This window comes from Streptomyces sp. CB02058 (assembly GCF_001905505.1).
Lineage (GTDB): Bacteria > Actinomycetota > Actinomycetes > Streptomycetales > Streptomycetaceae > Streptomyces.
This window is the reverse complement of record NZ_LIPG01000003.1, coordinates 451,624-469,869: the sequence shown is the minus strand read 5'-3', so window position 1 is coordinate 469,869 and position 18,246 is coordinate 451,624. Positions and strand designations below refer to the sequence as shown.

Below are 18,246 nucleotides of genomic sequence, written 5' to 3'. Positions count from 1 at the left end.
TGAGGGCCGATGTCAGTGATGCTCGGTCACCACGAGCGAGAGTTCGTTGTCGGCGGTGAAGTAGGGCCGGAGTCCGACGACGGCACGGCCGGCATCGGGGCCGAACAGGCCTGCCGGCTCCTCCCTCACCAGCTCCGGGAAGCGCTGTACGTCGCGCCGCACCACCTGGTCGTCGGCGATGCGGGCCACCCTGACCGGCTCGCTGCCGCTGCCGTCGGTGAGCAGCACATCCCAGTTCTCGCGCATGAGCAGCCGGGCCCTCATGGCCTCGTCCATGTTCAGCTCCGCGCCGAACCAGCCGCCCTCGTAGCGCACCCGCCCGGCCGTCAGCGTGCGCGCGGGCTCCTGACGGCGACGCAGCAGTACCGACAGCTCGCCCCCGAGCTGCCACTCCCCCTGCAGCCAGCCCGTCAGCCAGAGGCTGGTGTCGCTGTAGTCCACGGTCACCAGTTCGGCGTGGTTCGGCCGGGACCAGACACGCAGGCGCAGATAGCCGCCCTCGGTCGCGTACGGCAGCACCCAGTGGAAGTGACCGATGTCGCTCAGGTGGCCGACGTCCCGCGCGCCGCCGAGCGTGCACCGCCCGTAGCGCAGGCGTCTCTCCTTGCCCCTGCCGTCCACCGCGTAGAGATCGGCACGGCCCTCCCCCAGCCCCGCGAGCAGACGGGTGTCGATCCGCGCCTGGGCGCCACCGCTCCCGACGGCGAAGTCGACCACTTCCTTGCGGCCTTTGCCCTGCTCCTTGACGCGCACGATGCGGGTGCCGGACACGCCACGCAGAGTGACGTCCCACATGCCGTTCGGGAGTACCCGGCAGTCGGCGGTCGGGAGAGCCCGGTCCTCGGCAGGTGCGCCGCCGCCCGTGCGCCGGCGCTGGCCCCACCGGCCGCGTACCCCGGCCTTGACCGTCCCGAACAGTTCCTCGTACGCGTCGCCGACCTGCTCAGGGCCTGCGGACTGCGCGGTCCGCAGGGCCTGGACCCGGTGTGCGGAGCGCAGCAGCTCGTCCGCCATGTAGCGCTCCAGCGCGTGCGCCGTGGCGTGCACGTCACCGACCGGTACCAGGAGCCCGCCCTGGCCCTCGGCCAGCACCTCGGTGGCTCCGAAAGGCACTTCCGCGGCGACCACGGGTGTGGCCTGCGCCAGTGCCTCCACCACCGGCCGGGCGCTGTCCAGGCGTTCCGCGGTCACCAGAGCGATGTCGGCGTCGTAGTAGTCCTCCTCGCGGGCTTCCCGGTCGAAGAGCAGCACATGATCGTGGAGTCCCAGCGCGGTGACCAGGTCGCGCGTCTCACGGCGCAGAGGCCCGGTGCCGAACACCCTGAGTTCCCAGCCCGGTTGGGCCGCACGAGTCTGGGCGAAGGCATGCAGCGCCAGGTCCACACGCCTGCTCGACACCAGCCTCCCGGCGTTGATCACCACACCCGTGGTCGCCTTGTCCGGGCGCTCGGCGAGCAGCACCGGCTCGGCGATGCGACGCACCTCGACACCGGCGGAACGCAGCGCCCGGTACTCAGGGGCGGCGGCGTCGCCCTGGGTGAGCGGGACGACCGCGTCCAGTTCCCGGTAGAGCTCCGCCCAGCGGGCGCGCGACGACTCGGGGAGCCGCTCGACAGGCGCCGGCTGGCGCGCGATACGCCGCGCGTGGGGTACACGGCACTGCGCCAGGACCGCACCGAGCGCGGAGCTGAGGGCGATCACCACGTCGGCGCCGCTCGCGGACAGGTGCTTCTGCAGTCTCGCGTCGTCGGCGCGGTTGTAGCGGCGGAACTCGGGGTCGCCGGCGATGACGAGCTGCGAGGTGTTCTCGTCGTCACGGTCGCCGGCCCCGACCGACGGGGCCAGGGCCACGACGTCGACGTTCCCCGGGAGCCGCACGGACGGGTGCGGCGCTGCGACACCCCGTACCGTCACGACGGTCACCCGGTGCCTGGCGAGGAGGGTCTGGGCGAGCCGGGCGGCCGTCCGCGCGCCGACGGAGTCGGTGGCCATGGTGTGGGCCAGGATCTCGATGTGCATGCTCAGGCCGCCGCCTTCTCGTACGGGCTCGGCACCGGGTAGAAGGCCTCGAGGAATCGGTGGAGCAGATGGCTCTGGTGCTCGATCTCGGCGGGGTCGCTCGCGGAGTCGTTGAGGCAGAAGGTGTCCCGGTCCCGGCGCAGGAGCAGCAGTTCCAGCTTGTGTTCCAGCTCGGGGTCGTCCAGCGCGAAGTAGCCGTACCGGAGGTCACCGGGCAGGCTGCACCCGGAGTAGTAGCTGTAGTAGTGGTGCAGCGAGGAGGCGATGGACAGGTCGGAGATGCTCCGCACGGGGCTGGCGGAGGTGGCCCGGTGCTCCTCGGGGAAGTCCCGTTCGATGGCGGCGAGGATGTCCCGGTTCAGCGCGTACGGCACGTGCTTCATCTTCTGCACGAGCGTGCGGCCGAACCGCTCCTGGATGAGGCGACGGTTGTTCTTCGCCGCGACCGAGGTGGGCACCTCGTCGGGCTCCGGAGGGCCGTAGGGAACCTGGGCCGGGGACGGGAAGAACTTCGCGATGCCGTTCGGGTGGAAGAACGCGGAGGGTGTGAGGGTCCGCCCGATGAACATGTCGTCGTTGAAGTAGACGAAGTGGCGGGAGAGTCCGGGTATGTGGTGCAGCCGGGACTCGATCGCGTGGCTGTTGAAGGTGGGCAGGTGCGAGGGGTCGTCGAAGATCTCCCGGTGGTCCACCACCCGGGCCCTGCCGTCGCCGGGAGCCCACCAGTGCGGGGTCTGCTGGTCGGTGACGATGTAGATGTTCCGCACCCACGGCATGAACATCCGCACCGAGCGAAGGCTGTACTTCAGTTCGTCGCGGGAGACATAACGGGCCAGGCTGGCCGCCTCCGCGTGGAAGACCTCACCGCGGCTCTCGGCGCGGCGACGCTGCCAGGCCGGGTCGTCGCCGTCCACCCAGGTGTACACGACATCGATGGGGAAGGGGTGCTCGTCGGGGAAGGGGATGTCCAGTTCGGGGCGGGTTCGCGTCGGGCGCAGCGCCGGCACCTCGGACCCGTGCACCCGGCCCACGAGCCGGGTCATCTGCTCTCCGGGGACGACGAGCTGCTGGTGGCCGAGGGCGACGTACTCGCTCGCGCGGTTGCGGCGCGGGGCGACGAGACGGTCGGCTCCCTGGCCGGGCACGCTCTCCGCGGGCTCCCAGAACTCGATGTCACAGCCCGTGTCGGCACCGTGCGTCAGGTGCCCTTCCTCCGTGGTGCGGAACCAGAAGGCGCGCACGACGGACAGGCCGTTCGCCCGCTCCCAGGTCTTGTCCGACGAGCCCTCCCACGCGCCGTCGCCGGGGGCCATCCCGGACTTGGGGCGGGCGAGGTATCCGCGGCTGCCGGACAGCCGGGCGCGCAGCGCCGCGAGGGCCTGGGGGCGTTGACGCGCGTCGACTCCGACCGCGGAGGCGGTGTCGTCGAGACCCGGCACCGCGAACCAGTCGATGCCCTCGGCCTCCAGGGCGCGACGGACTTCCAGGTTGTTCAGCTCACGCGCGGCCAGCGGGGTGAGGCGGTCATGGACGAGAGCGACACGCGTGTGCATGTCCACGACGACCTGCCGCTCCGTACGGCTCCTGCGCAGCTGAGCAGGCGCGGGCGCCTGGCGAGGGCCGGCGCCCATGAAGGTCTCGCCAGCCGATTCGCGGCTGGAGGTGTCAAACACGCGGTTCACTTTCGTTACGGGGGACAGGTACTGCGACAGGGAACGGTTCACTCACCGTCTGATCTCGGCCTTCCGCGACCGGCTCACGTTGCGGTACTCGTCCGAGTCCTCGCGCTCGAAGCGGCTGGGCACGGGGAAGTACGCGTCGAGGAAGTCCCTGACCATGCGCTCCTGAGCTTCCGGGTCGGGATGCTCGACGGTGTCGTTCAGGCAGAACGTGTCGAAGTTCCGGTGGGCGAGCAAGCTGTCCAGACGGCGCCGGGCCTGGTCGGCGGCAAGATCGATGTACTGGTAGCGGATGTTCCCGGGGGTCGTACGGCCGGTGTGGAAGCCGTAGTAGTGGTGCAGGGACGACGCGATCGGGACGTCCTCGGGCGACCGGAAGCGGGAGTGCTGGGTGCGGTGGTGCTCCTCGCCGTAGACCAGCTCGATGTCGGCGAGGATGCTGCGCCGCAGCGGATGCGGGGTGTGCTTCATCTTCTGCGCGATACGAGTGCCGAAGGACCGCTCGATCAGGGCACGGCTGTTCTTGCCCGCCGCGTTCACCGGCAGGTCGTCCGTGTCCGTGGGACCGCCCGGTATGAGCGCCTTGGACTGGAAGAACTTGGTCAGGCCGTTGGTGTGGAAGAAGCGGTCGGCACCGAGCGGGCGCCCGAAGAACACATCGTCGTTGAGGTAGAGGAAGTGCTCGGACAGGCCGTCGATGTGGTGCAGCTGGCTCTCGATGGCGTGCGAGTTGAAGGTGGGCAGGGCGGAGGGGTCCGAGAAGATCTCGCGGTGGTCGACGACCCGGAGGCCCGGGACATCGGTGTCCAGCCAGCGGGGCACCTGCCCGGCGGTGACCAGATAGACGGTACGGACCCAGGGGGCGTACTGGTGCAGCGAGCGCAGGGAGTAGCGCAGTTCGTCACGGCTGGTGAAGCGCGCGTCGTTGGCCGCCTGGGCGTGCATCGCCCGAGGCGGGGTGCCCAGCCGTCCCGAGCGGACGGCGTCGCGCTCGGCACTCCACCTGGGGTCGGAGTCGTCGACCCAGGTGTAGACGACGTCGATGGGGAAGAGGTGGTCCTCCGCCAGCGGTTGGGTGAACTCGGCCACGGTTCGCGCGCTGCCGGTGGTGTAGGCGCCGGGCACCAGGGCGAACAGGGCCTGCGGCACGGTGTGGCTCGGCGCGCCGACCGGCACGTCCTCGACCACACGGTTGGGACGCGGGGCGTGCAACCGGCCCTGGCGTTCGGCCCAGAACTCCAGGTCACAGCCCTGGTCAGCGCCGAAGACGAGTTCCTCCGTGGGGTCGGTGACGTACCACGCGATCCGGAGGGCCTCGTGTCTGCGCAGCTGGCGCCAGGACCTGCCGTCCTCGCCGGGCCGCATGCCCGACTCCGTGCCGGTGGCCGCGCCCACGTAACCCGGGGTCTGCTCGAAGGCGATCTGGAGCATCTCCTCCGCCGACTCGCGCAGGGCGACGGGCACCGCGACCGTCGGAACGTTGTTGGTGGCGCCGCGGATGCAGAAGTATTCGATGCCGCCCGCCTCGAGTGCGGCGATGAGGATGTGCAGATTGCGCGCCCGGGCCGCCCAGGCCGTGGCGCCCTCCACACGCAGAGCCCGCATGTGCCTGCCCTTGACACGCACCACCCGGTGCATGGAGGCGACACTGTGGCGGGGCGAGTTGCGGCGGCCGCCCATCGCCCACACGACCGTCGCCGACCGGATGGCGTCGACGGAGGTGAACGAGGACTTCACGGCCGAGCGCAGCGGGGCCGGCACCTTGCGGACGATGCCCCTCCGAGCCCCGGCGGGCATCACAGACCGATACGCCGAAACCAGCGATCCCGCCTCCGGATTTCCGGAACCGACCACGAGGCATCCACCACCCACGCCACTGCGGTCCAGCGTCTCGCGCCCGCGCACCCCCTCGTGCCCGGGCGACGGACGGTCCGAGACCGAAACCTGTCATCCCCCATTGCGACCGCTCACAGAACAGTCACATCCGCTCACTCACGAGCAGGTCACAGAACCTTCACATAAAGAGCCGATCAGTGTCCAGCCAAAAAAGTGGACATATCCGGCGCACGCTCGTGATGAATCCCACCGGGAACTCGTACAACCTTTTACAACTAAACGAGAACGAAACATGGAATCGAGGTGAAGCGACGGTGTACTCCACGCTCCGAGGAGCGCTCTCAGGTCACAGCCGGTGCCAGTGAGGCGAGAGCGTGAGCCCAGGACCTGACTCCTGGCGGGCGACGGACACCGATCCGTCCCGCCCTCGGACCGCCACGACGACACGACCGTGCCCATCGAGCACCAGCGCCGGATCGCCGACACACTCCTCGGTGGTGTCCGTCCACCAGACACCGCCCTGCTCCCCCTCGGTGCCGCAGACACCGATCAGCAGGGTTCCGCCCGCCCCGCGCTGCGCGAGAACCGTGCAGTCGTAGCCGTCGAGCTGGGTGCGCAGCGCCACGATGGCACCGTCTCCGGGGTACCCGCCCACCGGCACGGGCCAGCCGCCCGCCCGGTAGGCGACGACACCCGCGGTGTTCGCGTCGGTCCAGTAGTAGGTGAAGCGGTCCGGTGCCGTCTCCAGTGCCGCCACGGAACCCTCCACGGCGTAGAACTGCAAGGGGGTCCGGGTGTTCCGCAGGGGACCGTCCGGATCGTCCTGACGCCACTGCTGGGCCCCGCGATCACTGGTCGCGAAGACCTCGACGAGGCCGCTCGCGGTCACCGACGGCACGAGGTCGGCGGCAAGCCCGGAGCCTTTCAGGTCCTGCCACGCGCTCCACTTGCCGCCCTTCCCCTCCCGGCGCATCTGCAGGCCCCCACCCGCGTTGCGCACGAAGACGTAGACCGTCCCCTGGGTATCGACCGCGCCGGCCGGCGCTCCGACCTTCAGACCCGTCTCCTGGTCGCGGTAGAAATTGCCGAGGGAACGCCATTCGGTGACCGGCCGGCCGGTCTGGTACTGGACGGCGTGCACGAAGTCCACGCTCGGCCCACCGGAACCACGGCGCTCGCGCCGCCCGAGGAAGTGCACGTACGAGTCGGCGCCCTGGACGACTGTGATGTCGGTCAGGTCCGCGACGGAGACGAGGTCCGGGCCGTCCCAGCGGTCCCCACCCGGGCTCCGCTGCGTCCAGCGCAACAGACCGCCGTCCGTACGAGCGTAGAGAGTGAGCCTGCCGTCCTTGCCGAGCAGCACCCAACGCCCCCGGGGCGTTCCGCGGACTTCGGGGCGCCCGGCCGACGGCGCGAGGACGGGAGCACTGCTCGCGGAGTCGGGTCCTCTTCTCCGCATGACCAGTAACACCCTCTCCGCTTCACCGGTTCTTCATCCTGCCCACACAGGGCCGACAACATCATATGCTCAGCGTCAATTTGCCCGATCCAGCCGGTCGGGCCGCGATCGAGGCCCTCCGTCGGGCGCCGCGCCCGCGGCACGCCAACCCTGATCACCGGTGATCGACCATGGCGCCGGGCGAACGGCAGTCCGGGTGGTGCGAGTTACGTTTCCGAGACCAAACACCCGTACGCGCGATCCTCTGTTCTATAGTGCACGCTCAGCCATGCACACACGGACCGGCCACACCCCCCACCCGAGTCCCACGCAATCCACAGCCCGCCAGGGCCTCGAGATTTGAGGACTCGGATGAGTCACGACGCCATCTCCCAGGACACGCACGAAGGCCGTTCGGCGTCTCATGGCGGTGGACGGAAGCGCAGACAGGGGCCTCGCAAGCGCCGCCGCGGCCTCAAGATCACCCTCGGGGTCCTCCTCGTGCTCCTCCTCGCGGGCGGCGGCACCGCGTACTGGATGTACCAGGACCTCGACGGCAACATCAAGGGCGTCGACATCGACAAGGCGCTCGGCGAGGACCGTCCCGAGAAGCTCCCCACCACCGGGCAGAACCTGCTCGTCCTCGGCTCCGACTCGCGCGCCGGGGCGGAGAACAAGGAGCTGGGCGGGGGCGGCGGTGTCAGCGGGGCGCGTTCGGACACGGCGCTGGTGGTGCACATACCCGAGGGCCGCACCGAGGCCACCGCGGTCTCCATCCCGCGCGACACCCTCGTGACCAGGCCCGAGTGCGTCAAGAGCGACGGTTCGAAGATGGCGTCCGCCGAGCGGGTCATGTTCAACTCCGTCTACTCCCAGGTCGGTCCGGCCTGCGTCGTGAAGACCGTGGAGAAGATGTCCGGGGTCCGGATCGACCACTACCTGGAGATCAACTTCGCCGGGTTCAAGGATCTGGTCGACGCGATCGGCGGGGTCACCGTCGAGGTCGACGAGCCGATCAAGGACTCCGCCTCGGGGCTCGACCTGACCGCCGGTACCCACAAGCTCGACGGCACCGAGTCCCTCGCCTACGTCCGTACCCGCCACGGCGTCGGCGACGGAAGCGACCTGGGACGCATCGGGCTCCAGCAGCAGTTCCTGATGGCCCTGCTGACGGAGATCAAGTCGCAGGACCTGCTGGGCAGTCCGACGAGCACGTACAAGATCGCAAACTCCGCGACCAAGTCGCTCACGACCGACGAGGGGCTCGCCTCGCTCACCTCGCTCGCGGAGTTCGCCCGCTCGATGAACGGCGTCGACCCCTCCTCGATGGAGACGATCATGCTGCCGGTCGCCTACGACAAGCAGGACCCGAACCGCGTGGTCGCGGCCGAGCCGCAGGCCGGGGCCCTCTGGAAGGCGATCCGGACGGACGGCACGATCCCCGAGTCGGCGAAGAAGTCCCCGGCGACCGGCGGCTGACCGGGCGACGCCTGGTGGAACCCGCCCGGACGGGCGGCAGCGGCCGTACCGTGCGTACGGCCGCTGCCGGTTCCGCGGTATGACTCAGTGGCGGGTCAACGGACCTTCGCCATACGGCTGTTCTTACGGCCGTACACGAAGTAGATGATCACGCCGAGCGCCATCCAGATCCCGAAGCGGAGCCAGGTCTCGGCCGGCAGGTTCAGCATCAGCCAGACCGAGGCCGCCACCGACACGATCGGGAGGACCGGGACCCACGGGGTGCGGAAGGCCCGGTGGAGCTCGGGGCGGGTGCGGCGCAGGACGATGACGCCGAGGGCGACGACCACGAACGCGAAGAGCGTACCGATGTTCACCAGCGTCGCCAGCTCGTTGATGCTCGTGAAGCCCGCCACGATCGCGATGATCACGCCGAGCAGGATCGTCGGACGGTACGGCGTGCCGAAGCGCGGGTGCGTCACCGAGAAGAACCTCGGGAGCAGCCCGTCACGGCTCATCGCGAAGAACACCCGGGTCTGGCCGAGCAGCAGGATCATGCAGACGGTGGTGAGGCCGACGGCCGCTCCGAAGCTGATGACACCGGCGTAGAAGGGGTGCCCGACGGCCTTGAAGGCGTCGGCGAGCGGGGCACTGACGGAGAGTTCGGAGTAGTTCTGCATGCCGGTGACGACGATCGACACGGCGACGTAGAGCAGGGTGCAGATGACGAGCGAGGCGAGGATGCCGCGCGGCATGTCGCGCTGAGGGAGCTTGGTCTCCTCGGCGGCCGTCGCCACGACGTCGAAGCCGATGAAGGCGAAGAAGACGATGGAGGCCGCGGTGAAGATGCCCATGACGCCGAAGTTCGTCGGTTCGTAGCCGAAGATCAGCTGGACCAGCGGTGCGTCCAGGCCCGAGCCCGAGGTCTGGCTCTCGGCCTCCGGGATGAACGGCGAGTAGTTGGAGGCGTCGATGAAGAACAGCCCGGCGATGATCACGATCAGCACGACCGCGATCTTGATGGCCACGACGACCGTGGTGACCCGGGCGGAGAGCTTCATCCCGAGGACCAGGATGACGGTCAGGATCAGCACCAGGGCGAACGCGAGGATGTCGAAGCCGAATCCACTCGCCACGTCCGGGCCGGAGAGCGCCTCGGGCATCGTCCAGCCGATGTTGTCCATGAGCGAGCGCACGTAGCCGGACCAGCCGACCGCCACCACCGCGGTGCCCAGCGCGAATTCCAGCACCAGGTCCCAGCCGATGATCCAGGCGACGAGCTCGCCCAGGGAGGCGTACGAGAAGGTGTACGCCGATCCGGCCACCGGGACGGTGGAGGCGAATTCGGCGTAGCAGAGGGCCGCGAGGGCGCAGACGATGCCGGCGGCGACGAAGGCGAGCGCCGTGGCGGGGCCGGCCGTCTCCTTGGCGACCTTGCCCGTGAGGACGAAGATCCCGGTGCCGATGATGACACCCACCCCGAAGACCGTGAGGTCCAGCGCCGAGAGGGATTTCCTGAGGGCGTGCTCCGGTTCCTCGGTGTCACGGATGGACTGTTCGACCGTCTTGGTCCGGAACAGTCCGTCTCCGTTGGGGGGCGTGTCCTGCTGCGTGCTCACCGGCGTACCTCCACGCGCTCGTCGTGCACGCCATGATTCGTAACAGGCTGCCCGCGCCACGCTCCGGGCGCCCCGATTTCACGCGAATGGGCCGGTCGGACCACCCGTGCGGGGTGGCGACCGGCCCATCGGGCCCGCTGGTGCGGATCAGTCGCGGACGGGCTCGGCGGCCCGGCTCTCGTACCGTCCGTCGAGCTTGGCGACCAGGCCGGTGACCTGGCGGGCGATGTCCGGCGCGGTCAGCCCGATCTCGGCCATGACCTCACCCCGCGAGGCGTGGTCGAGGAAGACCGGCGGGATGCCGAAGTCGCGCAGGGGCACGTCCACGTCCGCGTCACGCAGCGCCTGGGCGATGGCGGAGCCGACGCCGCCGGCCCTGCTGTTGTCCTCGACGGTGACGACGACCCGGTGCTCGGCCGCGAGCGGGGCGAGCGCCTCGTCCACGGGCTTGACCCAGCGCGGGTCGACGACCGTGGTGGAGATGCCCTGGGCGTCCAGCAGTGCGGCGATCTCCAGGCACATCGGGGCGAGCGCGCCGATGGAGACCAGGAGGACGTCCGGGCTGTCCGTACCCGCCGTGCGCAGGATGTCCATGCCGCCCGCCGTACCGACGGCCTTGACCGCCGGGCCGACCGCGCCCTTGGAGAAGCGGACGACGGTGGGCGCGTCGTCGACGTCGACGGCCTCGCGCAGCTGCGCGCGGACCTGGTCGGCGTCGCGCGGGGCCGCGATGCGCAGGCTCGGCACGCACTGGAGGATCGACATGTCCCACATGCCGTTGTGCGAGGCGCCGTCCGTGCCGGTGACGCCGGCCCGGTCCAGGACGAAGGTCACACCGCACTTGTGCAGGGCGACGTCCATCAGGACCTGGTCGAAGGCACGGTTCAGGAAGGTCGCGTAGACGGCGAAGACAGGGTGCAGCCCGCCGGTCGCCAGGCCCGCCGCGGAGACCGCGCCGTGCTGCTCGGCGATCCCGACGTCGTAGATCCGGTCCGGGAAGGCCGCCTCGAACTTGCCGAGGCCGACCGGCTGGAGCATGGCCGCCGTGATGGCGACGACGTCCTCGCGCTCGTGGCCGAGCTTGACCATCTCCTCGCCGAAGACCGAGGTCCAGTCGAGACCGGAGGTGGAGATGGGCAGGCCCGTGTCGGGGTGGATCTTGCCGACCGCGTGGAAGCGGTCCGCCTCGTCCTCGAGCGCCGGGGTGTAGCCGCGGCCCTTCTCGGTGAGGCAGTGGACGATGACGGGTCCGCCGAAGCGCTTGGCGCGCTGGAGCGCGGATTCCAGCGCCTCGATGTCGTGGCCGTCGATGGGGCCGACGTACTTGAGTCCGAGGTCCTCGAACATGCCCTGCGGGGCGATGAAGTCCTTGAGGCCCTTCTTGGCACCGTGCAGGGTCTCGTAGAGCGGCTTGCCCACGACGGGGGTGCGCTCCAGGAGGTCCTTGCCGCGGGCCAGGAACCGCTCGTACCCGTCGGTGGTGCGCAGGGTGGCGAGGTGGTTGGCGAGGCCGCCGATGGTCGGGGCGTACGAGCGCTCGTTGTCGTTGACGACGATGACGAGCGGGCGGTCCTTGGCGGCGGCGATGTTGTTCAGCGCCTCCCAGGCCATACCGCCGGTGAGCGCGCCGTCACCGATGACCGCGACGACGTGGTCGTCCTTCTTGAGCACCTCGTTGGCCTTGGCGAGGCCGTCGGCCCAGCCGAGCACGGTCGAGGCGTGCGAGTTCTCGATGACGTCGTGCTCGGACTCGGCGCGGGACGGGTATCCGGAGAGGCCGCCCTTGCTCTTGAGCTTCGAGAAGTCCTGCCGGCCGGTGAGCAGCTTGTGCACGTAGCTCTGGTGGCCGGTGTCGAAGAGGACCTTGTCCTGCGGGGACTCGAAGACGCGGTGCAGGGCGATGGTCAGCTCGACCACACCGAGGTTCGGGCCGAGGTGGCCGCCGGTCTTGGACACCTCCTCGACGAGGAAGGTACGGATCTCCCCGGCGAGCTGGTCGAGCTGCTCGAGGCCGAGCCGGTCCAGGTCACGCGGTCCCTTGATGCGGGTCAGCAGGTCCACCCGTGCCTCCTTGCTTGTGAGCTGGTCGAGCGTGTCGATCCGATGAGTCTAATGTTCCGCCGACGGACGCGGTCATCGGGCGGTGTATTACTCCACGCCGCGCCGCGCCCCGGCACACGCGCCTGTGCCCGGCATCACGGGGATGCCGGGCACAGGTTCGCAGGTACGACGGTCAGGCGCGGCCTGCGGTCTTCTGCGTCTTGCGGGTGATGGAGTCGATGACGACCGTGATGAGAAGAACAGCACCGGTGATCATGTAGTTGATCGGGGTGGCGATGCCTTCCAGCGCCAGGCCGTACTGGATCGAGACGATCACCATGACACCGAGCAGCGCGTTCCAGGTGCGGCCCCGGCCACCGAAGAGGCTGGTGCCGCCGATGACGGCCGCGGCGATGACGTTCATCAGGAGGTCGCCGCCACCGGAGCCCTGGTTGGCCGCCGCGATCTTGGAGGCCCAGAAGAGGCCGCCGATCGCCGCGAAGGTGCCGGCTATGGCGAAGACCGAGACACGGACCGCCGTGACGTTGATGCCCGCGCGGCGGGACGCCTCGACGCTGCCGCCGAGCGCGAAGATCTTCCGGCCGTAGGAGGTGCGGCGCAGGACGAAGTCCGTGCCGACCAGGACGACGAGGAAGAGGACCAAGGCCAGCGGGAGACCCCGGTACTGGTTGAACATGAACGCCGCGCCGAAGGCGAACACCGCGAGGACGACGGTGCGGATCACGATGTCGACGACCGGCCGCGACGGGATGCCGGCGGCCTCACGGCGGCGGGTGTCGAGGAACGCGGAGAGGAAGTAGCCGATCACCGCGACGGCCGCGAGGCCGTAGGCGGCGGCGACGTCCGAGAAGTAGTACGTGGTCAGCTTGCCGACCACACCGTCGCTGTCCAGGTTGATCGTGCCCGTGTCACCGAGCAGCTGGAGCATGAAGCCCAGCCAGAACAGCAGGCCGGCGAGGGTGACGGCGAAGGCGGGAGCACCGATCCGGGCGAAGAAGAAGCCGTGGATGGCGCCGATGACCGCGCCGCTGAGGATCGCGACGAGGACGGCGAGCCACTCGTTCATACCGTGCGTGACGCTGAGCACGGCGACGACGGCGCCCGAGACACCGCTGACCGAGCCGACCGAGAGGTCGATCTCGCCGAGCAGCAGCACGAAGATGATGCCCACGGCCATCATGCCGGTGGCCACCATGGTCACGGCGATGTCGCTGACGTTCTTCGCCGAGAGGAACTCGGAGTTCAGGCTCTGGAAGACCACGCAGATGATGATCAGGCCGATGATCACGGGGATCGAGCCGAGGTCACCGCCGCGCATCTTGCGCTTGAACTCGGTGAGGTAGCCGGCGAGGCCCTGCTCGCGCACGAGGAGCCGGGGGTCGACCACGGTGTCGGCGCCCTTGGCCGCCTCCGGGTTGACCACTGCGGTGGACGTCTTGTCGGTTGTCACTTCTGGGCCTCCGCGTTGCGCGCCGCACGACGGGTCACGGCGTTCTCCGTGGCACCCGTGATGGCGGAGATGATCTCTTCCTGCGAGGTGGTCTTCACGTCGAAGACCCCGTTGTTCCGGCCGAGCCGGAGCACGGCCACCTTGTCGGCGACGGCCTTCACATCGGCCATGTTGTGGCTGATGAGGATGACCGCGTGGCCCCGCTCGCGCAGCCGCTCGACGAGGTCGAGGACCTGCGCGGTCTGCTCGACGCCGAGCGCGGCGGTGGGCTCGTCGAGGATGACGAGCTTGGGCTCGCCCAGCATGGAGCGGGCGATCGCGACGGTCTGGCGCTGACCGCCGGAGAGCGAGGCGATCGGGATGCGGACGCTGGGGATGCGGATCGACAGCGTGCTGAGGAGCTCGCGGGAGCGCCGCTCCATCTCGACCTCGTCGAGGATTCCGAACTTGCGGAGCTCCCGGCCGAGGTAGAGGTTGCCGACGACGTCGATGTTGTCGCAGAGCGCGAGGTCCTGGTAGACGGTCGCGATCCCCAGGTTCTGGGCATCGTGCGGCTTGTTGATCTGGACGGCCTTGCCGTCCCACTCGATGACACCGTCATCGATGGGGTGGACTCCGGCGATCGTCTTGACCAGCGTTGATTTACCGGCGCCGTTGTCACCCACCAGGGCGACGACCTCACCGGCGTGGACCTCAAGCTCTACGTCGGTGAGCGCCTGGACGGCACCGAATCGCTTGGAGACCCCTCGCAACGCCAACACGGGCGTAGCGGACACGTGAACCATCTCCTTCGCCGCCTGACCCGGCGGGGATGCCGCGCCTGGGGGAAGGCGCGGTGGTTGAGCAGAAGAATTGAGACTCGGAACGATCATCCGAAGCGTTCCGTCCGGCGCCCCGCCCGGTAGCGGGACAGTTGGTGGGCGGGGCGCCGGACAGGCTTCGGACAGGCCGCGCGGGCCGCCTGTGGCAGGCGGTGCCGCGCCGGGGCCTACTTCAGGCCGGCGGCGTCGCAAGCCGCCTTGTACTTGGCCGTGCAGATCTCGTCGAGCGTGTAGATGCCGTCCTTGATGACGGTGTCCTTGATGTTCTCCTTGGTCAGCGAGACGACCGGGACGAGGACGGTGGCGATGCCCTTCGTGCCGGCGTTGTCGACCTTGGACGTGGCGATGGTGTCGAGCTTCTCGCCCTTGGCGAGCGCGACGGCCATCTCCGCGGCGACGATGCCCTCCTGCGGGTAGGGCTTGTAGACGCTCATGAACTGCTCACCGGTGACGATGCGCTGCACGCCCGCGAGTTCGGCGTCCTGGCCGGTGACCGGCGGGAGCTTGGAGATGCCCGCGGACTTGAGGGCCTGGATGATGCCGCCGGCCATGCCGTCGTTGGCGGAGTAGACGCCGGCGATCTTGTCCTTGCCCAGGGCGGTGATCGCGCCCTCCATGTTGGCGTTGGCGTTCTCCGGCTTCCACTCCTTGGTGTCGTACTCCTTGCCGTAGGTCACCTTGCCGTCGAGGACCGACTTGGCGCCCTTCTTGAAGAGCGCGGCGTTCGGGTCGGTGATCGAGCCGTTCATCATCACGATGGTGGGCTTGGCGGCGTCGCCCAGGGCCTCCAGCAGGGCCGTGCCCTGCACGCGGCCGACCTCTTCGTTGTCGAAGGAGGTGTAGGCGTCGATCGGGCCTTCGGCGAGGCGGTCGAAGGCGACGACGGGGATGCCCTCGTCCTTGGCCTTCTTCACGCTGTTCTCGATCGCCTTGGCGTCCACGGCGTCGATGATCAGTGCGTCGACCTTGTTGGTGATCATCGTGTCGACCTGCTGCGACTGCAGCGTGGCGTCCTGCTTGGCGTTGGCGTAGACGACCTCCGCCTTGCCACCGGTCAGCTCGCTGACCTTCTTCTCGATGATCGGCTTGTCGAACTTCTCGTAGCGGGCGGTGACGTTCTCGGGGAGGAGCAGACCGATCTTGAGATCGTCGCCCTTCTTGCCCGAGTCGGTGGTGGCCTTGTCGCCGGACTCCTTGGCACTCCCGCAAGCAGCGAGCGAGACGGCCATGGTGGTGGCGGCAACGGCAACGGCGGCACGACGCATACGCGTGTTCATTTCGAACCTCCCTGACGAGGCCGCGACGTTGCGGCCGAGGTGGCTGGAAGTCAACTCGGCCGCGACGTCAGCGTCAAGGAGTAAATCCTTAACGAGATGACAACGGTGCCATTCGTTATCTAAGTGAAGGCAGGCGTCGCGGCGGGGAGGGTGCTCTCCAAAAGGGTTGAATCCCCCATCTCGCTGAGTACGAGGGCCAGCGCCCCCAGCACCTCGGCCCGTCCGCCGAGCGCTCCCGGCAGCACGGAGAGCTGTCGCGCGGCGCTCGGAATGGCATAGCGCGAGACCGAGTCACGGATGGGTCCGAGCACCAACTCGCCCGCCTCCGCGAGGGATCCGCCGAGCACGACCCGGCTCGGGTTGAGCAGGTTGCACAGGTTGGCCACCCCGCTGCCGATGTGCCGGCCGACGTCCCCGATGACCCTGCGGCAGCCCGGATCGCCCTCGCGGGCCAGCTGCACCACCCGCTCCATCGTGAGATCGGGCCCGTGGCTGGGCATGAGCAGGGGCAGGACGTACCGGGCGGCGGTGAAGGTCTCCAGGCAGCCGCGGTTGCCGCAGCGGCAGACAGGGCCCGCCTCGTCGAGGGTGATGTGGCCGATCTCGCCGGCCGTGCCACCGGGGCCGCGATAGATGTGCCCGTCGATCACCAGACCGGCTCCGACGCCGCTGGCGACCTTGATGTAGGCGAGGTCCCTCACCCCCCGGCCGCTGCCCCAGACGAGCTCGCCGAGGGCGCCCAGGTTGGCATCGTTGTCCACGTACACCGGCACCCCGAGGCGGCCCGCGAGCTCCTGGCTGGGATTGATGCCCGTCCAGCCCGGCAGGATCGAGGTGGAGCCGAGCGTGCCGGACTCGACGTCGATCGGGCCCGGTACACCGAGGCCGACGCCGATCACCTTCGCGGGACTGATGCCCGTGGTCTCGATCAGCCGGTTGACCAGGTGTTCCGCCCGCCCGAAGCCCTCCGCGGAGGAGGCGTCCACGTCCAGCGGCTCGGATTCCTCGGCCAGCACCTGGTGAGCCAGGTTGCCGATGGCCACCCGGAGGTGCGTATGTCCGAAATCCACCCCTATGACAATGCCCGCGTCCCCGCTCAGGGAGACGCTCCTGGCCCGGCGCCCGCCCGCAGAGGTGGGGGTCACCTCGACCGTTCCGCCGTCCTTGAGCTCACGAACGATGTTGGAGACAGTGGCTGCGGAGAGGCCGGTGCTCCTGGCGATCTCCGCCTGGGTCAGGGACCCCGCCATCCTTACGGCACGTACGACCCGCTCAAGGTTGGCCCGATGCAGAGATGTCTGCGACCCCGGAGTCTCCATCGACTCTCTCACTCCTGCCGTTTTCTCTAACATGTGAACTCTAAGCTGAGCGTTTTGGGGTGCCCCCCGTCAAGACCTTGAGCAGCCGCAGCGTCGGATGAGCATCGAGCCTCCACAACCAGACAGTGTCCATAGCGTCACAAACAGCATGGAACCGCCCCCCGGCCTGCGACCGGGGGGCGGTTCCATGCCCGGAGGGCTGTTCGTTTCTGGTGACTGTTGTTACGGCGATGACGACAAGACCTGAGGCGTGAACCCGCTCCGGGGAGCGGCGCCCGCTACTTGAGCGCCCCCGCGGTGAGCCCCGCGACGACCTGGCGCTGGAAGACGATGTAGGCACCGAGCACGGGCAGCATCGCCATCACCAGGCCGGCGAAGAGACCGGACCAGTCCCCCTTGTACCCCTGGCTGGTGGCCAGTTCGACGAGTCCCTGTGAGAGCACCTTGCCGTCCGCGTCCGTGTTCAGCACCGTCGGCAGCATGTACTGGTTCCACTGGCCGAGGAAGTTGAAGATGCCGACACTGATCAGCCCGGGCTTCGCCATCGGCAGCATCACCTGGAAGAACGTCCGGGTGTGCGAGGCGCCGTCGAGCATGGCCGCCTCCGCGATCGAGGTGGGCAGGGTGCGGAAGAAGGAGGTGAGGAAGAAGACGGTGAACGGCAGCGAGTAGGCGATGTAGACCAGGATCAGCCCGTGCACCGAGTTCAGCAGGCCCATGTTGTTCATGACGAAGAACAGCGGGACCAGCGCCAGGATGATCGGGAAGCTCATCCCTCCGATGAAGAGGAAGTAGATGAAGCGGTTTCCCGGGAAGTCGAACCGCGCCAGCACGTACGCCGCCATCGAGCCGAGGAGCAGCGTACCTATGAGCGAACCGCCCACCACCAGGATGGTGTTGAGGAAGTAGTCGCTCATGTGCGCCTGGTTCCAGGCACGCGACCAGTTCTCGAAGTGCAGCTTGTCCGGCAGGGACCAGGGCTCCGAGAGGATCGAGTCGTCCGTCTTGAACGACGACATGACCGCCCAGAGCAGCGGCATGACGACGAGCACCGCCCAGATGACCAGCACCCCGTGCGAGAAGACGTTGAGGACCTTGCCCTCGCTGCTCTTCGCAACCTCGGCGGCCGGGGCGTCGGTCTTCGTCACCGGCGAGCGCGGGGCCGGCACGGCGGGCGGAGTCTCAGTGACCTTCATCGGTGCTCACCTCGTACAACTGTCTGGCCGGTCACCGGGACCGAACTGTTCTGCCTGGAACCGGTCCTCCGGT

At 68.9% G+C, this 18,246-nt stretch carries 12 protein-coding genes; 1 reads left to right on the top strand and 11 read right to left on the bottom strand.

Annotated elements, in window-relative coordinates:
- Positions 1–12 precede the first annotated feature (12 nt).
- The 4 genes from AMK10_RS15650 to AMK10_RS15635 all read right to left on the bottom strand — a co-directional run bounded on the left by AMK10_RS15650 (position 13) and on the right by AMK10_RS15635 (position 6,993).
- Positions 13–2,019 carry a glycosyltransferase gene (locus AMK10_RS15650; RefSeq protein WP_073748386.1) on the bottom strand — a complete coding sequence of 669 codons (2,007 nt, stop codon included), beginning with the start codon at positions 2,017–2,019 and terminating at the stop codon, positions 13–15.
- 2 nt (positions 2,020–2,021) lie between these two features.
- Positions 2,022–3,692: a stealth family protein gene (locus tag AMK10_RS15645; RefSeq protein WP_143194957.1), complete on the bottom strand. Its 1,671-nt coding sequence runs from the start codon at positions 3,690–3,692 to the stop codon at positions 2,022–2,024.
- A gap of 51 nt (positions 3,693–3,743) precedes the next feature.
- A complete protein-coding gene (locus AMK10_RS15640; protein WP_073748384.1) occupies positions 3,744–5,495 on the bottom strand; it encodes a stealth family protein in 1,752 nt (583 codons plus the stop codon).
- A gap of 385 nt (positions 5,496–5,880) precedes the next feature.
- The gene (locus AMK10_RS15635; protein WP_073748383.1) at positions 5,881–6,993 is read right to left on the bottom strand and encodes a hypothetical protein; all 1,113 of its coding nucleotides are present in this window, start codon (positions 6,991–6,993) and stop codon (positions 5,881–5,883) included.
- Positions 6,994–7,344: 351 nt separating this feature from the next.
- Between AMK10_RS15635 and AMK10_RS15630 the strand changes: the two genes are divergently transcribed.
- Entirely contained in the window at positions 7,345–8,451 is a 1,107-nt protein-coding gene (locus tag AMK10_RS15630) for an LCP family protein (RefSeq protein WP_073748382.1), read from the top strand.
- 95 nt (positions 8,452–8,546) lie between these two features.
- Here AMK10_RS15630 and AMK10_RS15625 read toward each other — a convergent pair whose 3' ends face one another.
- The 7 genes from AMK10_RS15625 to AMK10_RS15595 all read right to left on the bottom strand — a co-directional run bounded on the left by AMK10_RS15625 (position 8,547) and on the right by AMK10_RS15595 (position 18,173).
- On the bottom strand, positions 8,547–10,049 hold the full coding sequence (locus AMK10_RS15625) for an amino acid permease (protein WP_073748381.1): 1,503 nt from the start codon (positions 10,047–10,049) through the stop codon (positions 8,547–8,549).
- Positions 10,050–10,196: 147 nt separating this feature from the next.
- Positions 10,197–12,110: a 1-deoxy-D-xylulose-5-phosphate synthase gene (dxs, locus tag AMK10_RS15620; protein WP_073748380.1), complete on the bottom strand. Its 1,914-nt coding sequence runs from the start codon at positions 12,108–12,110 to the stop codon at positions 10,197–10,199.
- 172 nt (positions 12,111–12,282) lie between these two features.
- Positions 12,283–13,560 (bottom strand): sugar ABC transporter permease, encoded by a 1,278-nt coding sequence (locus AMK10_RS15615; RefSeq protein WP_073748379.1) that lies wholly within the window; start codon positions 13,558–13,560, stop codon positions 12,283–12,285.
- Positions 13,557–14,345, bottom strand: a complete 789-nt coding sequence (locus AMK10_RS15610) for an ATP-binding cassette domain-containing protein (RefSeq protein WP_073748378.1) — start codon at positions 14,343–14,345, stop codon at positions 13,557–13,559. Before AMK10_RS15610 ends, AMK10_RS15615 begins: the two co-directional genes overlap by 4 nt.
- A gap of 203 nt (positions 14,346–14,548) precedes the next feature.
- Positions 14,549–15,658: a sugar ABC transporter substrate-binding protein gene (locus AMK10_RS15605; protein WP_073748377.1), complete on the bottom strand. Its 1,110-nt coding sequence runs from the start codon at positions 15,656–15,658 to the stop codon at positions 14,549–14,551.
- Between the two features lie 119 nt (positions 15,659–15,777).
- The gene (locus tag AMK10_RS15600) at positions 15,778–16,977 is read right to left on the bottom strand and encodes an ROK family transcriptional regulator (RefSeq protein ID WP_073748376.1); all 1,200 of its coding nucleotides are present in this window, start codon (positions 16,975–16,977) and stop codon (positions 15,778–15,780) included.
- Between the two features lie 278 nt (positions 16,978–17,255).
- Positions 17,256–18,173, bottom strand: coding sequence for a carbohydrate ABC transporter permease (locus AMK10_RS15595; RefSeq protein ID WP_073748375.1), 918 nt, complete (start codon positions 18,171–18,173; stop codon positions 17,256–17,258).
- Positions 18,174–18,246 lie beyond the last annotated feature (73 nt).

Coding starts and splice junctions, on each gene's coding strand:
- AMK10_RS15650 (WP_073748386.1), bottom strand. CDS start 2,019: ATGCACATCGAGATCCTGGCCCACACCATGGCCACCGACTCCGTCGGC.
- AMK10_RS15640 (WP_073748384.1), bottom strand. CDS start 5,495: ATGCCCGCCGGGGCTCGGAGGGGCATCGTCCGCAAGGTGCCGGCCCCG.
- AMK10_RS15635 (WP_073748383.1), bottom strand. CDS start 6,993: ATGCGGAGAAGAGGACCCGACTCCGCGAGCAGTGCTCCCGTCCTCGCG.
- AMK10_RS15630 (WP_073748382.1), top strand. CDS start 7,345: ATGAGTCACGACGCCATCTCCCAGGACACGCACGAAGGCCGTTCGGCG.
- AMK10_RS15610 (WP_073748378.1), bottom strand. CDS start 14,345: ATGGTTCACGTGTCCGCTACGCCCGTGTTGGCGTTGCGAGGGGTCTCC.
- AMK10_RS15605 (WP_073748377.1), bottom strand. CDS start 15,658: ATGAACACGCGTATGCGTCGTGCCGCCGTTGCCGTTGCCGCCACCACC.
- AMK10_RS15600 (WP_073748376.1), bottom strand. CDS start 16,977: ATGGAGACTCCGGGGTCGCAGACATCTCTGCATCGGGCCAACCTTGAG.
- AMK10_RS15595 (WP_073748375.1), bottom strand. CDS start 18,173: ATGAAGGTCACTGAGACTCCGCCCGCCGTGCCGGCCCCGCGCTCGCCG.